Source organism: Streptomyces daghestanicus, assembly GCF_020521275.1.
Taxonomy (GTDB): Bacteria; Actinomycetota; Actinomycetes; order Streptomycetales; family Streptomycetaceae; genus Streptomyces; species Streptomyces griseoviridis.
The window spans coordinates 191182-206891 of record NZ_BNDX01000002.1; the positions used below are offsets into that span (position 1 = coordinate 191182).

The window sequence follows — 15710 nt, forward strand, 5'->3', positions numbered from 1 at the left end:
GAGGACCCCTGGTCACCAGCGTTCAGCTGGGACCAGGGGTCCTTTCGTTTTTACAATGCTTGCAGTACCGAAGACAGGAGTCACCGATGTCCACCAACTCTCCCGACGACCGACCGGAGCGCGACCAGCGGCGACGGGACAGTGGTGACCGCGGGGATCGGGGCGGCTTCCGCCGTGACAGCGGTCGCAGTGGCTACGGAAGTCGACCGAGTGACCGTGACCGGGGCGGGTTCCGGGACGACCGCCGTGACGGGCGGCCGGAGTTCCGCCGTGACGATCGGCGGGACGACCGGGGGCCGCGTCGTGACGACCGTGGGGACCGGCCGGCGTTCCGCCGCGACGACAACCGTGGCGGTGGCGGGGCGTACGCCCGCCGGGACGACCGCCGTGACGACCGGCGGAATGACGATCGCGGCCCGCGCAGCGGCTTCCGCCGCGACGACAGTCGGCGCGAGGACAGCCGTGGTGGTGGCTACGGTCGGCGTGACGACAACCGGGACCGGGGGCCGCGCCGGGACGACCGCGGGGACCGGCCGGCGTTCCGCAGGGATGACGACCGGGGACCGCGCGGCGGTTTCCGTCGTGACGACCGTCGTGATGATCGCCGTGATGGGCGGCCGGAGTTCCGCCGTGACGATCGGCGGGACGACCGCCGTGACGACCGTCGTGACGATCGGCCCAGCTTCCGTCGTGACGACCGCCGTGACGACCGGCCCAGCTTCCGCCGTGACGACCGCCGTGACGACCGGCCCAGCTTCCGCCGTGACGACCGCCGTGACGGGCGGCCGGAGTTCCGCCGTGACGATCGGCGTGACGACCGCCGTGATGACCGCCGTGATGACCGGCGTGATGACCGCAGGGACGGTGACCGTGGTGGGTATCCGCGGCGGGACGACCGGGACCGTGGGTTCCGGGGGCGGGACGACCGGCGGAGCGACGACCGCGGGGACCGTGGCGGTTACCGGGGCCGGGTCGAGCGCGATGACCGCGGTGGGTTCCGGGGCCGGGACGACCGTGGAGACCGCGGTGGGTTCCGGGGGCGGGACGACCGGGGTGGGCCGCGGCGGGACGACCGGGGCGGCAGGCCCGGTGGGTTCCGGGGTGGCCGGGACGGTCGTGATGACCGGCGTGGTGGCGGTGGCCGCTTCCGTGATGACCGGGACCGGGAGCCGATCAAGCGGCTGCCCATCCCCGAGGACGTCACGGGCGAGGAGATCGACAAGGACGTACGGCAGGAACTGCAGAGCCTGCCGAAGACGCTCGCGGACGACGTCGCCAGGAACCTGGTGATGGTCGCCCGGCTCATCGACGAGGACCCGGAAGGGGCCTACGGCTACTCCAAGGTGGCGCTGCGGCTGGCGTCGCGTGTCGCCGCCGTACGGGAGGCCGCCGGTTTCGCGGCGTACGCGAACCAGAAGTACTCCGAGGCGCTCTCCGAGTTCCGGGCCGCGCGGCGGATGACCGGCAGTGTCGATCTGTGGCCGGTCATGGCCGACTGCGAGCGGGGGCTCGGGCGGCCGGAGAAGGCGCTGGACATGGCCGGTGCCCCCGAGGTGCACAAGCTGGACAAGGCCGGGCAGGTCGAGATGCGGCTCGTCGCGGCCGGTGCCCGGCGCGACATGGGGCAGCTCGACGCGGCGATCGTGACGCTGCAGAGCCCCGAGCTGGCCTCCAGCTCCGTACAGCCGTGGACTCCCAGGCTGCGGTACGCCTACGCCGACGCGCTGCTCGCCGCGGGGCGTGAGACGGAGGCGCGGGAGTGGTTCGCCAAGGCCGTGGAGTCCGACCGGGACGGCAGCACGGACGCCTCCGACCGGCTCGCCGAGCTGGACGGCGTCGACTTCGTGGACGCCCTCGACGAGAGTGAGAGCGACGACGAGGAAGAGAGCGACGAGGGCGGTCGGCAGGGCTGACGCATGACCGAGGGGCGGGACCGTACGCGGTCCCGCCCCTCGGTCATGTGCGGCGCGGGTCAGAGGTCCAGGGTGCGCAGGACCAGGCCCGAGGCCGGTTTCGGACCGAACGAGGTCGACTTGCGGGGCATCGTGACGCCCTGGCGGGCCAGGTCGCGGACGACCTCCTCGCGGACCGGGTGCAGCAGGACCGCCGTACCGCCGTCGCGTTCGGCCTTCTCGATCGTGGCCGCCGTGTCGTGGATGTAGGAGACACGGTCCGCGGCGTCCTCGGGGACGTGCCAGACGTGGGCGAGGAGGGTGGTGTGCAGGACGGTCGCGTCGAGGGTGCGCCAGGCCGTGGGGCGGTCGGCGGGGACCGTGCGGGCCAGCAGCTCCGCATCCGGCCGGTCCACGAGGTGGAAGGTGCCGTCGCCGGCGAGGAGGAAGGCGTTGCCGGAGCCGGCGGCCTCGGCCAGGGCCGCCAGGGCCTCGTCCCGGGGGACGTCGAGGCGGCGGACCCGGAAGTGGTCCTTGAGGGCCGTCAGGGCCTCCGCGACCGGCAGGCCGTGCAGCAGGCGGTGGATGGCGCGGACGCGGAGCGGATAGCGGGCGGTGTCGACGAGCAGCACCAGGCCGTGGTCCCAAGGGCCGGGGGAGGGGTGCTCGGCGCGGAGTTCACGGTAGGTCGCCCAGCGGTGGTGGCCGTCGGCGATCAGCGCCTGGTGCCGGGCGAGGTCGCCCGCGATCCGGTCGATCTCCCCGGGATCGGTGATCGACCACAGGCGGTGCCGGTAGCCGTCCTCGGTGGTGGTGGCCAGGAGCGGGGGGCGGGCGGCGGCGTGTTCCACGGACGCGCTCGCGGCGGTCGCCGCCGAGGGGTCGCCGCGGTAGGTCAGCAGGAGGGGTTCGAAGTTGGCCGAGGTGGCCCGCATCAGCGCCGCGCGCTCCGCGACCACGTGCGGCATGACGTCCTCGTGGGGGAGGACGGCCCGGTCGCCGGGGTCCGGGAGGCGGAGGGCGCCGATCAGGCCGCGTTGCAGGAGGCCGTCGGGGGCGCGCTGCTCGTAGACGTACAGGCCCGGCTCGGGATCAGGGGCCAGGACGCCGTCCGCGCGCCAGTCGCGCAGGGTGCGGGCGGCCTGCGCGGTACGGGCTTCCGGAGTGGCGGCCTGCGGCAGGATCAGGCGGACGATGTTGTGCGGGTCCGCGGATTCGAGGTGGAGCAGGCCGTCGGGGCGGACCACGACGTCGTAGGGAGGGGATGTCACGGCGGCCAGGCTGCCGACCCGGTTGGGGTCGTAGCGGAGACCTCGGAACGGGGTGAGTTCCAGGCCCCGGCGCGCCGTCGCTTCCGAGTGACCTGCGGTATCCATCCCGGCATCGTACGTGCGTCAGTGGCATGGGGGATGATCGGGGGAAAGAGCCGGAAACGGGAACGGCACCGGGACGACGAGGAGCGATGTGCGATGAGCCGGAGCGTCAGGACGAGGCCCGAGGGCAGGGGGCAGGCCCTGAGCGAGGCGTACGACACGGCGCTGCTCGACCTGGACGGGGTGGTGTACGCCGGGGGTGAGGCGATCGCTCACGCGGTCGAGTCGCTGGCCACCGCGCACGAGGGCGGGATGCGGCTGGCGTACGTCACCAACAACGCCCTGCGGACGCCGGACGCGGTGGCCGCGCACCTGACGGAGCTGGGCATCGCCGCCGACGCCTCCGACGTCGTCACGTCGGCGCAGGCCGTGGCGCGGCTCGTCGCCGAGCAGGTGCCGGCCGGAGCGCGGGTGCTGGTGATCGGCGGGGAGGGGCTGCGGGTCGCGCTGCGCGAACGCGGGCTGGAGCCGGTCGAGTCGGCCGATGACTCCCCGGTGGCGGTGGTGCAGGGGTACGGCGGGCCGGAGCTGCCCTGGGGACGGTTCGCGGAGGCGTGCTACGCCATCGCCCGCGGAGTGCCCTGGTACGCGTCCAACACCGACCTGACCATCCCGGGCGCCCGCGGCATCGCGCCGGGCAACGGCGCCGCGGTGGAGGTCGTGCGGATAGCCACCGGGGCCGAGCCGCAGGTCGCGGGCAAGCCGCTGCCGCCGATGCACCGGGAGACCATTCTGCGGACCGGGGCGAAGCGTCCCCTGGTGGTCGGGGACCGGCTGGACACGGACATCGAAGGGGCCCACAGCGGCGAGGTCGACTCGCTGCTCGTGCTGACCGGCGTCACGGACGGCCGGCAGCTCCTGGCCGCGCCGCCGCAGCACCGGCCGACCTATGTGGACGCCGATCTGCGCGGCCTGCTCACCGGCCAGCCGGAGGTCGCGGGCGCGGACGGCGGCGGCTTCCGGTGCGGTGGCTGGACGGCACGGGCGGGCGCGGAGCGGCTGGAGCTGGACGGGGACGGGGAAGCCCTCGACGGCCTACGGGCACTGTGCGCGGCGGCGTGGACGGCGGCCGGAGACGGCACCTGCGCGCTGGACACGGGGAAGGCACTGGCGCGACTGGGGCTGTGACGACGCCCGGGAGCAGCGACGGATGCGCGTCGGAGCTGTGAGGCGCCCTGGAGGGCACCGGTGCGCGTCGGGGCTCGGTGGCGCCGGGACGGTACGGGTGCGCGTCGGGGCTCGTGGCGCCGGGACGGTACGGGTGCGCGTCGGGGCTCGGTGGGCTCCCGGAGGCGGCGGGTGCGCTGGGGGCTGTGAGGCTCAGGGGGAGACGGGTGCGCTGTCCCGGGCATCGTGGGAGAAGGGGACTTAGGCTAACCTAACCGGGTGTTGGTCGACAGTCCCCCCGAAGCGCGCGCCCAGACCGTCGCCGCGCCCCCGGACCGCCGGGTGATCCGTGCCGCCGGGCTGCTGGTCTCCGTGCTCGTCCTGGCGTGCGTCGCCGTGGCCAGCCTGGTCATCGGCGCCAAGGACCTGTCGCTGGCGCAGGTCTGGCACGGCCTCTTCGCCGATTCGGGGTCGTACGGTGACGTGGTGGTCGGCGAGCGGTTGTCGCGGACCGTGCTGGGGCTGCTCGCCGGGGCCGCGCTCGGCCTGTCCGGCGCGGTCCTCCAGGCACTCACCCGCAACCCCCTGGCCGACCCCGGCCTGCTCGGAATCAACGCGGGTGCCTCCGCGGCCGTCGTCACCGCCGTCACCTTCCTCGGCGTCACCTCGCTGAGCGGGTACGTGTGGTTCGCCTTCCTCGGCGCGGCGGCGGTCGGGGCACTGGTCTGGTTCCTGGGCGGCAGCCGGGGCGCCACACCGGTCCGTCTCGCGCTCGCCGGCACCGCGATCAGCGCAGCGCTCTACGGCTACCTCCAGGCCGTGATGATCACCGACCAGGCGGCGCTGGGCACGATGCGCTTCTGGACGGTCGGGTCGCTGTCCTCGGCGGACAGCGGGACGATCGTCCAGGTTCTGCCGTTCTTCGCGGTGGGCACGGTGCTCGCCCTGGCGCTGGCCCGGCCGCTCAACGCCCTGGAGATGGGCGACGACACCGCCCGCGCCCTCGGCGCCCACCTGACCCGCACCCGGGCACTGGCCATGCTCGCCGCGACCGTGCTGTGCGGGGCCGCGACCGCCGCCTGCGGGCCGATCGTCTTCGTCGGCCTGATGGTGCCGCACGTCGTCCGCTCCTTCACCGGCCCCGACCTGCGCTGGATCCTGCCGTACGCCACGGTCCTGTCGCCGGTGCTGCTGCTCGGCGCCGATGTCCTCGGCCGGATCGTCGCCCGCCCCTCGGAGCTCCAGGTCGGCATCGTCACCGCGGTCCTCGGCGGCCCGGTCTTCATCCACCTCGTACGACGGCGCAGGACGGCCCAGCTGTGAAGAACCCCGCTGCGAAGACTCCCGCGAGGACCGGACGCGTCCTGCGCACCCCCGGCGGCCTCTCGGTCCGGGTGGACGGCAGGACGGTCACCGTCGTCGTCCTGCTGCTGGTGGCCGCGCTCGCCGCGAGCGTCGTCCTGATCGGCACCGGCGACTTCCCGATCCCGGCCGGTGACGTGCTGCGGACGCTGTTCGGCGCGGGCGAGCCGGGACAGGAGTTCATCGTCCGGGAGCTGCGGCTGCCGCGCGTGCTGGTCGGGCTGCTGGTCGGCGCCTCGCTCGGGCTGGGCGGCGCGCTGTTCCAGGCCATCTCCCGCAACCCGCTGGGCAGCCCGGACGTCCTGGGCCTCGGGCAGGGCGCGACGGCCGGGGCGCTGATCATGATCGTGCTGTTCTCCGGGAGCGCCGCGCAGGTCACCTTCGGCGCGCTCGTGGGCGGGCTGGTGACCGGGTTCGGCATCTATGTGCTCGCCTGGAAGCGGGGCGTGCACGGATATCGGCTGGTCCTGGTCGGTATCGGGGTGTCCGCGATCGTCACGGCGGTCAACGGCTATCTGATGACCCGGGCCGACATCGTGGACGCCTCCCGTGCCGTGGTCTGGATGACCGGCAGCCTCGACGGCCGGGACTGGGACCAGGTCTGGCCGCTGCTCGTGCTGTGCGTGCTCCTCGTGCCGCTGTGCCTCGCCAACGCGCGGGGGCTGCGGATGACGGAGATGGGCGACGACGTCTCGTACGCCCTCGGGGTGCGGGTCGAGCGGGTGCGGATGCTGCTGCTGGTGGCGGCCGTGCTGCTGGTGGCCGCCGCGACGGCCGCCGCGGGACCGGTCGGTTTCGTCGCGCTCACCGCGCCGCAGCTGGCCCGCCGGCTGACCCGCGCGCCCGGTCCCAACCTGCTGCCGTCGCTGTGCATGGGCGCCGCCCTGCTGGTCACCGCCGACTGGCTCTCGCAGCGCGTCTTCGGCGCCGGCCGGCTCCCCGTGGGCGTGGTCACCGGCGTGCTCGGCGGCCTCTACCTGCTGTGGCTGCTGGTCACCGAGCGCAAGGCGGGCCGGATATGAGCCCCCGCCCCGGCGTCACCAGCGGGCTGAACAACCAAAGGAGCAACGTGAACCGCCTGTCCGCCGAGAACGTCACCCTCGCCTACGACCAGCGCGTCATCGCCGAGCAGCTGTCGGTGGAGATACCCGACAACTCGTTCACGGTGATCGTCGGCCCCAACGCCTGCGGCAAGTCGACCCTGCTGCGCGCCCTGTCCCGGATGCTCAAGCCCAGCGCCGGCCGGGTCCTCCTCGACGGGCAGGTCATCCAGTCGATGCCCGCCAAGCAGGTGGCCCGCACCCTGGGCCTGCTCCCGCAGTCCTCGATCGCGCCCGACGGCATCACCGTCGGCGACCTGGTCGGCCGGGGCCGCTACCCGCACCAGGGTCTGCTGCGCCAGTGGTCCGCCGAGGACGAGCGGGTCGTCCAGGAGTCCATGGCCCAGACCGGGGTGGCCGAGCTGGCCGACCGGTACGTGGACGAACTCTCCGGCGGGCAGCGCCAGCGCGTCTGGATCGCCATGGCCCTCGCCCAGCAGACCCCGCTGCTGCTGCTGGACGAGCCGACGACGTACCTGGACATCCAGCACCAGATCGACGTCCTCGACCTCTGCGCCGACCTGCACGAGGAACAGGGCCGCACGCTCGTCGCCGTGCTGCACGACCTCAACCACGCCGCCCGGTACGCCACCCACCTCATCGCCCTGCGCGACGGCCGGGTCATCGCCGAGGGCGCGCCGAAGGACATCGTCACGGCCGAGCTGGTCGAGCGGGTCTTCGGGATGCGCTGCCAGGTCATCGACGACCCGGAGACCGGCACGCCGCTGGTGGTGCCGGCCGCGCGCAGGGCACGCGACCGGGTCGGGGCGGCTACAGAAGCTTCCTGAGGCGGAACAGGTCCCGCAGGCCCGCCTCCAGCCGCACCCGGCCCGAACCCCACGCCTTGGCGAAGTTCAGCTCGCCGCCGACCAGGGCGACCAGGTCGTCGCCGGTCATGGTGAGCCGGATGTCGGCCTTCTCGCGGGGCGGCCCGGTGAGCGTCTCGCGCACGTCGATCACGCCGTCCGCCATGCGGCCGGCGAAGGTGACGTCCAGGTCCGTGACGTGACAGCTCACCGAACGGTCCAGTTCGGCGGCGGCCCGCACCCCCCCTTCGGTGCCCCGCATGTTCTCCGAGAGCTTTTCGAGTGCGGCGCGGCACTCCTCGATCGTCGCCATCGCCACCGACCGTACCGCAGCGGTTCGCGGTAGCGTCGGGGCATGAGCGACGCAGTACCGGAGACGGAAGCGCGGCCGGAGCGCGCCCCGGCCGCGCCCGCCCCCCTGCAGGTCCCGCGCACCGCCACCGGCGACGCCGGCGCGGACGCCCTGCTGGAGCGGCTGGCCGACCTGGACCACCTGCCCACGGACGGGCACCTGGCCGTGTACGAGGATGTACACCGGGGGCTGCGCGACGCGCTCACCGCGCTCGACGCCCGCCCGGGACCTCCGGCGCCCCCGTCCCCGTACCGCAGTAGGAGCTGAACCGAACGTGGCAGGAGTCGCACGTCGCCGTCTCGACGCGGAGCTGGTCCGGCGCAAGCTGGCGCGCTCGCGGGAGCACGCCGGGCAGTTGATCGCCGCCGGGCGGGTCACCGTCGGCAGGACCGTCGCGACCAAGTCCGCCACGCAGGTGGAGACCGCGGCGGCCATCGTCGTCGCCCAGGACGACAACGACCCCGACTACGTCTCCCGCGGCGGGCACAAGCTCGCGGGCGCCCTCGCCGCGTTCGTACCGCGGGGGCTGGCGGTCGAGGGGCGCCGGGCGCTGGACGCCGGGGCCTCGACCGGCGGGTTCACCGATGTGCTGCTGCGGGCCGGAGCGGCCCACGTGGTCGCCGTCGACGTCGGCTACGGGCAGCTCGCCTGGTCCCTGCGGAGCGATGAACGCGTCACCGTCAAGGACCGTACCAACGTGCGGGAACTGACGCCGGAGGCGATCGACGGGGTGCCGGTGGATCTTGTCGTGGGCGACCTGTCCTTCATTCCGCTCGGGCTGGTCCTGCCCGCCCTGGTGCGGTGCGCGGCGCCCGGCGCCGACCTCGTGATGATGGTGAAGCCGCAGTTCGAGGTGGGCAAGGAGCGGCTGGGCAGCGGGGGTGTCGTCCGCAGTCCCGAGCTGCGGGCGGAGGCCGTGCGCGGGGTCGCGGCGAAGGCGTGGGAGCTGGGGCTCGGAGTGGAGGGCGTCACCGCGAGCCCGCTGCCGGGTCCCTCCGGGAACGTCGAGTACTTTCTGTGGCTGCGGGCCGGCGCCGACGCACTGGACCCGGCCGACGTCGATCGCGCAGTGGCGGAGGGGCCGCGTTGACCCAGAACCGAGCTCGTACTGTTTTCCTGCTGGCCCACACCGGGCGGCCCGCGGCCGTGCGCAGCGCCGAACTGGTGGTGAAGGGGCTGCTGCGCGCCGGGCTAGGGGTGCGGGTGCTGGAGGCCGAGGCGTGCGACCTGCCGCTGCCGGGCGAGGTGCAGCTGGTCAAGGAGGCCACCCCGCAGTGCCTGGACGGGTGCGAGCTGCTGATCGTGCTCGGCGGCGACGGGACGCTGCTGCGGGGCGCCGAGTTCGCCCGCGCCTCCGGGGTGCCGATGCTCGGCGTCAACCTGGGGCGGGTCGGCTTCCTCGCGGAGGCCGAGCGGGACGACCTCGACAAGGTCGTCGACCGGGTGGTGAACCGGGCGTACGAGGTCGAGGAGCGGATGACCGTCGACGTCGTCGTGCACCGCAACGGGGACATCGTGCACACGGACTGGGCGCTGAACGAGGCGGCCGTGCAGAAGGCCGGCGCGGAGAAGCTGCTGGAGGTCGTGCTGGAGGTCGACGGGCGGCCGGTGACCGGGTTCGGGTGCGACGGGGTCGTGCTGGCGACGCCGACCGGGTCGACGGCGTACGCGTTCTCGGCCGGGGGGCCGGTGGTGTGGCCGGAGGTGGAGGCGTTGCTGATGGTGCCGATCAGCGCGCACGCGCTCTTCGCGAAGCCGCTGGTGACGTCGCCGGACTCGGTGCTGGCGGTGGAGGTGCTGCCGCACATCCCGCCGGGGGTGCTCTGGTGCGACGGGCGGCGGACGGTGGAGCTGCCCGCCGGGGCGCGGGTGGAGGTGCGGCGGGGGGCGGTGCCGGTGCGGCTCGCCCGGCTGCACCACGCGTCGTTCACCGACCGGCTGGTGGCCAAGTTCGCGTTGCCGGTCGCCGGGTGGCGGGGGGCACCGCAGTAGCGTGACCCCGAAGGGGTGGTTCCGGTTCGTTGCCGGGTGCGGGTGCTTCGTGGCTGGTCGCGCCCCGTGGCGCGGCGCCTGTCAGCACAGTCCCGCGCCCCCGAGGGACGTGTCCTTCCCGGCGTGACGGGGGCGGGCCGTGTGCGCGACCCCGCCCGGACCTCGTAAGGTCGGGGGCGTGTTGGAGGAGATGCGGATACGGTCGCTCGGCGTGATCGACGACGCCGTCGTCGAGCTGTCGCCCGGGTTCACCGCCGTCACCGGCGAGACCGGCGCGGGCAAGACCATGGTGGTCACCAGCCTGGGCCTGCTGCTGGGCGGGCGGGCGGACCCGGCGCTGGTTCGGATCGGCGTCAAGAACGCGGTGGTGGAGGGGCGGGTCACCGTGCCCCCGGACGCCGCGGTGGCCGTCCGGGCCGAGGAGGCCGGGGCCGAGCTGGACGACGGGGCACTGCTCATCAGCCGCACCGTGTCCGCCGAGGGGCGCTCGCGGGCGCACCTGGGCGGCAGATCGGTACCCGTGGGAGTGCTCGCCGAACTCGCCGACGAACTCGTGGCCGTGCACGGGCAGACCGACCAGCAGGGGCTGCTCAAGCAGGCCCGGCAGCGGCAGGCCCTCGACCGGTACGCCGGGGACGCCGTCGCCGCGCCGCTCGCCGAGTACGGCGGCGCTTACCGGCGGCTCCGGGCCGTCACCGCGGAGCTGGAGGAGATCACCACGCGTGCCCGGGAACGGGCGCAGGAGGCCGATCTGCTCCGGTTCGGGCTGGACGAGATCGCCGCCGTCGAACCGCGGCCCGGTGAGGACGCGGAGCTGGCGGAGGAGGCCGAGCGGCTCGGCAACGCGGAGGCGCTGGCGTCGGCCGCGACCGTCGCGCACGCCGCCATGGCGGGCGACCCCGAGGACCCCGAGGGAGTCGACGCCGCCACGCTGGTGGCGGGCGCCCAGCGCGCGCTGGACGCCGTACGGTCCCACGACCCGGCGCTGGCCGCCCTCGCCGACCGGATCGGGGAGGTCGGCATCCTGCTGCGGGACGTGGCCGGCGAGCTGGCCGGGTACGCCGACGACCTGGACGCCGATCCGCTGCGGCTGGCGGCCGTGGAGGAGCGGCGGGCCGCGATCAACGGGCTGACCCGGAAGTACGGGGAGGACGTCACCGCGGTGCTGGCCTGGGCCGAGCGGAGCGCGGCGCGGCTGACCGAACTGGACGGCGACGACGAGCGGATCGGCGAGCTGACCGCCGAACGGGACGCGCTCCGGGTCGAACTGGGCTCGCTGGCCCAGGCGTTGACGGACGCCCGGACGGAGGCCGCGGAGCGGTTCGCCGCCGCCGTCACCGCCGAGCTGGCGTCCCTCGCCATGCCCCACGCGCGGGTGTCGTTCGAGATCCGGCAGACCGAGGACCCCGAGGGCGTCGAGGTCGGCGGGCGGACGGTGGCGTACGGACCGTCCGGTGCCGACGAGGTCGAGCTGCTGCTCGCCCCGCACCCCGGAGCCCCGCCCCGGCCCATCGCCAAGGGTGCCTCCGGCGGTGAGCTGTCGCGGGTGATGCTGGCCGTCGAGGTGGTCTTCGCGGGGACCGACCCGGTGCCCACGTACCTCTTCGACGAGGTCGACGCCGGGGTCGGCGGCAAGGCGGCGGTAGAGATCGGGCGTCGGCTGGCGAAGCTGGCCAGGTCCGCGCAGGTCGTCGTCGTCACCCATCTGCCGCAGGTCGCGGCCTTCGCCGACCGGCACCTGCTGGTGGAGAAGACCAGCGACGGGTCGGTGACGCGCTCCGGGGTGAAGGCCCTGGAGGGCGAGGAGCGGATCCGCGAGCTGTCCCGGATGCTCGCCGGGCAGGAGGACTCGGAGACCGCGCGGGCCCACGCCGAGGAACTGCTGGCGACCGCCCGCGCCGACCTGTAGGACGCGCGGTCTTGGGGCGAGCGCGGGATCGACCGCGCTCCCCGGACCCGCTCCCTCGCCCTCGCCGTCGCGCTCGCGCGGGCCGGTGCGACCGTGCTGCGCGCCACCGCGCCGGGCGGACGGGAGCACTGGACGCGCACGAATCACGCCGGGCGCGCGGCCGGGCCGTACGCCGGGCCCGCGTCCGCGCTCGCGGCGGCGCCGGCGACGGGACGGGCACGGCCCGCCGCCGGGTTCGCCGTCCTGGCCGCCGGGCCCTGCGGGGCGTACGACGACGTGGCCGGGGCGGGTGACGGACGGCGCGGGTCCCGCGCCCATCTGTCGGCGCCGCGCGGCGGCGAGGTGACCGGCGGGGCGGTGAAGCTGTTCGGGATCTCGGCGGCCGGCCTGGCCGCCGGCGCGCTGCTGAGGGAACGGCCGCTGGACAAGGTGCTCGCCGGGGTCGTCGTCGCCGGGGCCGCGCACTTCGTCGACCTCGTGGACGTACGGCCGGACCGGGCCGCCGGGGCCGTGCTGGTGTGCGGTGTGCCGGGGCTCGCGCAGCGGGGGAGCGCCGCCGGACTGTCCGCCGCCGCGACGGGGGCCGCCGGGGCCGTGCCGCCCGACGACGTACGGGAGCGCGCGATGCTCGGCGACACCGGGGCGCACGCGCTGGGCGCGGCCCTGGGGACCGCGATCGCGCTGGGCAACGGGCGGGCGGGGCTGGTGGCGCACGCCGTGGCCGTGGTGACGGCCGCGGCGCACGGGGAGCGGGTCAGCGCCTGGGCGCGGTCACTCGTGTGAGTGACTGAGCGCGTCGCGTTGTCTTGGTGTCCACGCGGTCGCCGGCCTTTGTCGTTCCCGGAACACCCGTACGTCCTGGCATCCTTGACGTCGTACGCGCGCGGCCCCGCGCGGCGCGTACCCCCGCTCCACCCTTCGGTACTTTCTCCGTGAACGCCCGCCGCAGAACCAGGAGCCCCGGCCAGGTGACCCCCGTGAGCAGCCACGCCCCGCACGGCCAGTCCGCGCTGCGCACCGTGCAGGTGCTCGGCGGCGGCAACGCCGGCAGCAGCGCGCACGTGCGTTCCCTGGCCGCGGGACTGGTGGCTCGGGGCGTGAAGGTCACGGTGTGCGCCCCCGCCGAGACCGAGCGCATCCACGACTTCACCGGGGCCGGCGCCGAGCACGTGGACGTGGCGCGCAGCAGCGACCCGGTCGCCGTCGCCGGGCTGCGGGCCGCGTGCGCGGGGGCCGATCTGGTGCACGCGCACGGCCTGCACGCGTCCTTCCGTGCCGCGCTCGCCCTCAGCGGCCGGCGGGAGCGGGTCCCGCTGGTCGTCACCTGGCACGACCGGGTGCCGGCCGAGGGGCCGCGGGGCCAGTTGCTGCGGGTCCTGGAGCGCCGGGTGGCGAGGGCGGCCACGGTGATGCTGGGCACCACCCCGGGGCTGGTGGACCACGCGCGGCGCAGCGGCGCCCGGGACGCCCGGCTGGCCGCGGTCGCGCTGCCCGGTCCCCGGCCGGCCGCCGACCCCGAGGACACCGACCGGCGACGCCCCAAGATCCGGGCCGAACTCGGGGCCACCGGGCGCCCGTTGCTCATCGCGGTCGGCGCGCTGGAACGGCAGCGGGGGCACGGGACGCTGTGCGACGCCGCGCGGGTCTGGCGGGACCTGGACCCCGTACCGCTGGTCGTGGTGGCGGGGGAGGGGCCGCTGCGGTCCGCCCTGCAACGGCGGATCGAGGAGGAGGACCTGCCGGTGACGCTGGCCGGCCGCCGCGACGACGTCGCCGACCTGCTGGCCGCGGCGGATCTGGCGCTGCTGCCGGGCCGCCACGAGATGGGGTCCGTGCCGGCCCGGCAGGCACTGCACGCGGGCGTGCCGCTGGTCGCCGCCGACACCGAGGGGATCCGCGAACTCGCCGGTGACGCCGCCGAGCTGGTCCCGGCCGACGACGCGGAGGCGTTGGCCGACGCCGTCGTCCGGCTGCTCGGCGACGCCGGCCGGCGGGAGCTGCTGCGGGCCAACGGGACGCGGCAGACGGCCGGCTGGCCGACGGAGGACGACACGGTCGCCCAAGTGCTGAGCGTCTACGACGAGTTGACCCAGGTGCGGACGTTCGTGTGACGGGCGGGGCAGGGCGGGGGCCGGCCGCGTGAGCCGCCCCGGCCCTCAGGGGGTGCGCGGGCTGCGGGGGGTGTGGCGGCGGGCGCGCAGGGCCAGGCTCAGGGTCAGGACCGTCTGCGGGTCGTCGAGGGCGGTGCCGAGCAGTTCCTCGATGCGGGCCAGCCGGTTGTACAGCGTCTGCCGGTTGAGGTGGAGTTCGCGGGCGGTCTCCGCCTTGCGGCCCGCGTGTGTGAGGTACGCCTCCAGGGTCGGCAGCAGCGGCGGCCGGGCCCGGTCGTCGTGGTCCAGCAGCGGGCCGATCGCCCGGTCCACGAAGGCCGCGAGGTCGGGATGGTCGCGCAGCCGCCACAGCAGCAGCTCGGTGTCCAGGCGGCGGGCGTCGTACCAGGGGCGGTCCGGCAGCCCCTGTGCCACGGCCGCCGTCTCCGCCGTGTGCCGCAGCGCCGCGGGCACCGCCGTCCAGTCGCCGGGCGCCCCGACGACCACGACCGGCGCCGCGGTGCCCGGCCGGTGCGGCGCGGCCCGCTCCGCCCCCGCCCGCAGCGCCGCCGCGACCCGGTCGGCGACCACCGCCCGCTCCGCCTCCGCCCGCAGCCCCAGCAGCAGCGGCACCCGGCCCTCCACCGGCCGCACCCCCAGCAGCACCGGCACCCCGACCGCCGCCAGCTCCTCGGCGACCGCGCGGGCCAGCACCGCCCAGCCGCCGTCCGCCGGGGTCAGGGCGTCGCCCAGCCGCATCACCACGGGCAGCAGGAGCCCGGCGCCGGGCCGGAAGCCCAGGACCCGGGCCTGCGCCGGGGCGTCCCGGGCGGCGATCCGGCCCTCGGCCAGGTCGGTCAGGAAGTCACCGCGTCCGCGCGCCGCCAGCTCCTCCTCCTGACGGGCCTGCATCAGCACCAGGGCGAGCAGGCCCGCCGCGCGCTCCGCCGCCATCCGGTGCACCGGCGCCAGCGGGGACCGTACCGGCAGCAGGACCAGGCGGGCCCGGACCGCCCCGGTGCCGGGGCCGCCGCCGGGCACGTCCACCAGGACCGAGCCGGCCGGCGGCGGGACCTCCTCGCGGGTGCCGCGCAGCCCCTCCCACACCTGGAGCGGCTCGGTGCCCTCGGGGCCCGCCCCGGCGGCGTACAGCAGCCGGCCGCCGGCGGTCTCCAGGAACACCGGGTTGTCCGCGAAGCCCGCCAGGACCTCCAGGACCTGCGGGACCCCGCCGCCGCCGAGCAGCGCCCCGGTGCAGCGGCGGTGCACCTCGTCGGCCCGCTGGAGCAGCGCGTAGTGCCCGTTGACGATCTCGGTGTGGATCTCCTCGGTGACCGCCACGAACGGCACCTCGCGGTGCAGCTGGACCAGCGGCAGCCCGGCCGCGCGGGCCGTGTCGACCACGGCGGCCGGCAGCCGGGTCAGCCGCGGGCCCAGCTCCACGACCAGGGCCGCGATGCCGCGCTCGGCGAGGGTGCGGACGAACGCCCGCTGGTCGGCGGAGCGGACCCCGAACCCGAAGCCGGTGGTCAGCAGCAGCTCCCCGCCCTTGAGCAGCGAGGCGATGTTCGGCACCTCGCCCGCGTGCGCCCAGCGCACGGTACGGTCCAGCCGGTCGGCGCCGGTGACCACCTCGGGCAGCCCGGCACGCAGTCCGGGCAGCTCCAGCGCCCGCCGTACGGTGATCCCGGTGCCCTCGCCCACGTCCATGGGCCGGACGCTACCCC

The 15710-nt window shown here is 75.4% G+C and carries 15 protein-coding genes; 12 read left to right on the forward strand and 3 right to left on the reverse strand.

Going from position 1 to position 15710, the window contains the following annotated elements:
* The first annotated feature begins 174 nt into the window (after window positions 1-174).
* Together Sdagh_RS36630 and Sdagh_RS01000 are read left to right on the forward strand one after the other, a co-directional pair.
* Complete coding sequence (locus tag Sdagh_RS36630; RefSeq protein ID WP_194544335.1) at window positions 175-1290, forward strand: hypothetical protein; 1116 nt, start codon at window positions 175-177, stop codon at window positions 1288-1290.
* A complete protein-coding gene (locus tag Sdagh_RS01000) occupies window positions 1182-1913 on the forward strand; it encodes a tetratricopeptide repeat protein (RefSeq protein ID WP_194544333.1) in 732 nt (243 codons plus the stop codon). Before Sdagh_RS36630 ends, Sdagh_RS01000 begins: the two co-directional genes overlap by 109 nt.
* 59 nt (window positions 1914-1972) lie before the next feature.
* Here Sdagh_RS01000 and Sdagh_RS01005 read toward each other — a convergent pair whose 3' ends face one another.
* Window positions 1973-3268 carry a DUF1015 family protein gene (locus Sdagh_RS01005; RefSeq protein ID WP_190078660.1) on the reverse strand — a complete coding sequence of 432 codons (1296 nt, stop codon included), beginning with the start codon at window positions 3266-3268 and terminating at the stop codon, window positions 1973-1975.
* Between the two features lie 93 nt (window positions 3269-3361).
* On the opposite strand from Sdagh_RS01005, the gene Sdagh_RS01010 reads away from it, so the two are divergent.
* The 4 genes from Sdagh_RS01010 to Sdagh_RS01025 all read left to right on the forward strand — a co-directional run bounded on the left by Sdagh_RS01010 (window position 3362) and on the right by Sdagh_RS01025 (window position 7622).
* Window positions 3362-4393, forward strand: coding sequence for an HAD hydrolase-like protein (locus Sdagh_RS01010; protein WP_189425008.1), 1032 nt, complete (start codon window positions 3362-3364; stop codon window positions 4391-4393).
* A gap of 258 nt (window positions 4394-4651) precedes the next feature.
* Window positions 4652-5695, forward strand: coding sequence for a FecCD family ABC transporter permease (locus Sdagh_RS01015; protein WP_189425016.1), 1044 nt, complete (start codon window positions 4652-4654; stop codon window positions 5693-5695).
* Window positions 5692-6756 (forward strand): FecCD family ABC transporter permease, encoded by a 1065-nt coding sequence (locus tag Sdagh_RS01020; protein ID WP_189425018.1) that lies wholly within the window; start codon window positions 5692-5694, stop codon window positions 6754-6756. Before Sdagh_RS01015 ends, Sdagh_RS01020 begins: the two co-directional genes overlap by 4 nt.
* The gene (locus tag Sdagh_RS01025) at window positions 6753-7622 is read left to right on the forward strand and encodes an ABC transporter ATP-binding protein (RefSeq protein ID WP_189425020.1); all 870 of its coding nucleotides are present in this window, start codon (window positions 6753-6755) and stop codon (window positions 7620-7622) included. The genes Sdagh_RS01020 and Sdagh_RS01025 overlap by 4 nt, the downstream gene beginning before the upstream one ends.
* Here the strand turns inward: Sdagh_RS01025 and Sdagh_RS01030 are convergent.
* The gene (locus Sdagh_RS01030; protein WP_189425023.1) at window positions 7606-7953 is read right to left on the reverse strand and encodes an alkyl sulfatase C-terminal domain-containing protein; all 348 of its coding nucleotides are present in this window, start codon (window positions 7951-7953) and stop codon (window positions 7606-7608) included. The two genes, Sdagh_RS01025 and Sdagh_RS01030, sit on opposite strands and share 17 nt — an antisense overlap.
* Window positions 7954-7995: 42 nt before the next feature.
* On the opposite strand from Sdagh_RS01030, the gene Sdagh_RS01035 reads away from it, so the two are divergent.
* From Sdagh_RS01035 to Sdagh_RS01060, 6 genes are all read left to right on the forward strand, one after another.
* The gene (locus Sdagh_RS01035; protein ID WP_189425025.1) at window positions 7996-8259 is read left to right on the forward strand and encodes a hypothetical protein; all 264 of its coding nucleotides are present in this window, start codon (window positions 7996-7998) and stop codon (window positions 8257-8259) included.
* Between the two features lie 7 nt (window positions 8260-8266).
* On the forward strand, window positions 8267-9082 hold the full coding sequence (locus Sdagh_RS01040; protein WP_190012279.1) for a TlyA family RNA methyltransferase: 816 nt from the start codon (window positions 8267-8269) through the stop codon (window positions 9080-9082).
* Window positions 9079-9984 (forward strand): NAD kinase, encoded by a 906-nt coding sequence (locus tag Sdagh_RS01045; RefSeq protein WP_189425029.1) that lies wholly within the window; start codon window positions 9079-9081, stop codon window positions 9982-9984. The genes Sdagh_RS01040 and Sdagh_RS01045 overlap by 4 nt, the downstream gene beginning before the upstream one ends.
* A gap of 190 nt (window positions 9985-10174) precedes the next feature.
* A complete protein-coding gene (gene recN, locus Sdagh_RS01050; RefSeq protein ID WP_190012280.1) occupies window positions 10175-11893 on the forward strand; it encodes a DNA repair protein RecN in 1719 nt (572 codons plus the stop codon).
* A 27-nt stretch (window positions 11894-11920) separates the two neighbouring features.
* Window positions 11921-12676, forward strand: a complete 756-nt coding sequence (locus tag Sdagh_RS01055; RefSeq protein ID WP_190078662.1) for a hypothetical protein — start codon at window positions 11921-11923, stop codon at window positions 12674-12676.
* A 185-nt stretch (window positions 12677-12861) separates the two neighbouring features.
* Window positions 12862-14004, forward strand: coding sequence for a glycosyltransferase family 4 protein (locus Sdagh_RS01060; protein ID WP_189425031.1), 1143 nt, complete (start codon window positions 12862-12864; stop codon window positions 14002-14004).
* A gap of 45 nt (window positions 14005-14049) precedes the next feature.
* Here Sdagh_RS01060 and Sdagh_RS01065 read toward each other — a convergent pair whose 3' ends face one another.
* A complete protein-coding gene (locus Sdagh_RS01065; RefSeq protein ID WP_190078659.1) occupies window positions 14050-15693 on the reverse strand; it encodes a PucR family transcriptional regulator in 1644 nt (547 codons plus the stop codon).
* Between the last annotated feature and the right edge of the window lie 17 nt (window positions 15694-15710).

Coding starts and splice junctions, on each gene's coding strand:
- Sdagh_RS01030 (WP_189425023.1), bottom strand. CDS start 7,953: ATGGCGACGATCGAGGAGTGCCGCGCCGCACTCGAAAAGCTCTCGGAG.
- Sdagh_RS01065 (WP_190078659.1), bottom strand. CDS start 15,693: ATGGACGTGGGCGAGGGCACCGGGATCACCGTACGGCGGGCGCTGGAG.
- recN (WP_190012280.1), top strand. CDS start 10,175: ATGCGGATACGGTCGCTCGGCGTGATCGACGACGCCGTCGTCGAGCTG.
- Sdagh_RS01025 (WP_189425020.1), top strand. CDS start 6,753: ATGAGCCCCCGCCCCGGCGTCACCAGCGGGCTGAACAACCAAAGGAGC.
- Sdagh_RS01010 (WP_189425008.1), top strand. CDS start 3,362: ATGAGCCGGAGCGTCAGGACGAGGCCCGAGGGCAGGGGGCAGGCCCTG.
- Sdagh_RS01035 (WP_189425025.1), top strand. CDS start 7,996: ATGAGCGACGCAGTACCGGAGACGGAAGCGCGGCCGGAGCGCGCCCCG.
- Sdagh_RS01005 (WP_190078660.1), bottom strand. CDS start 3,268: ATGGATACCGCAGGTCACTCGGAAGCGACGGCGCGCCGGGGCCTGGAA.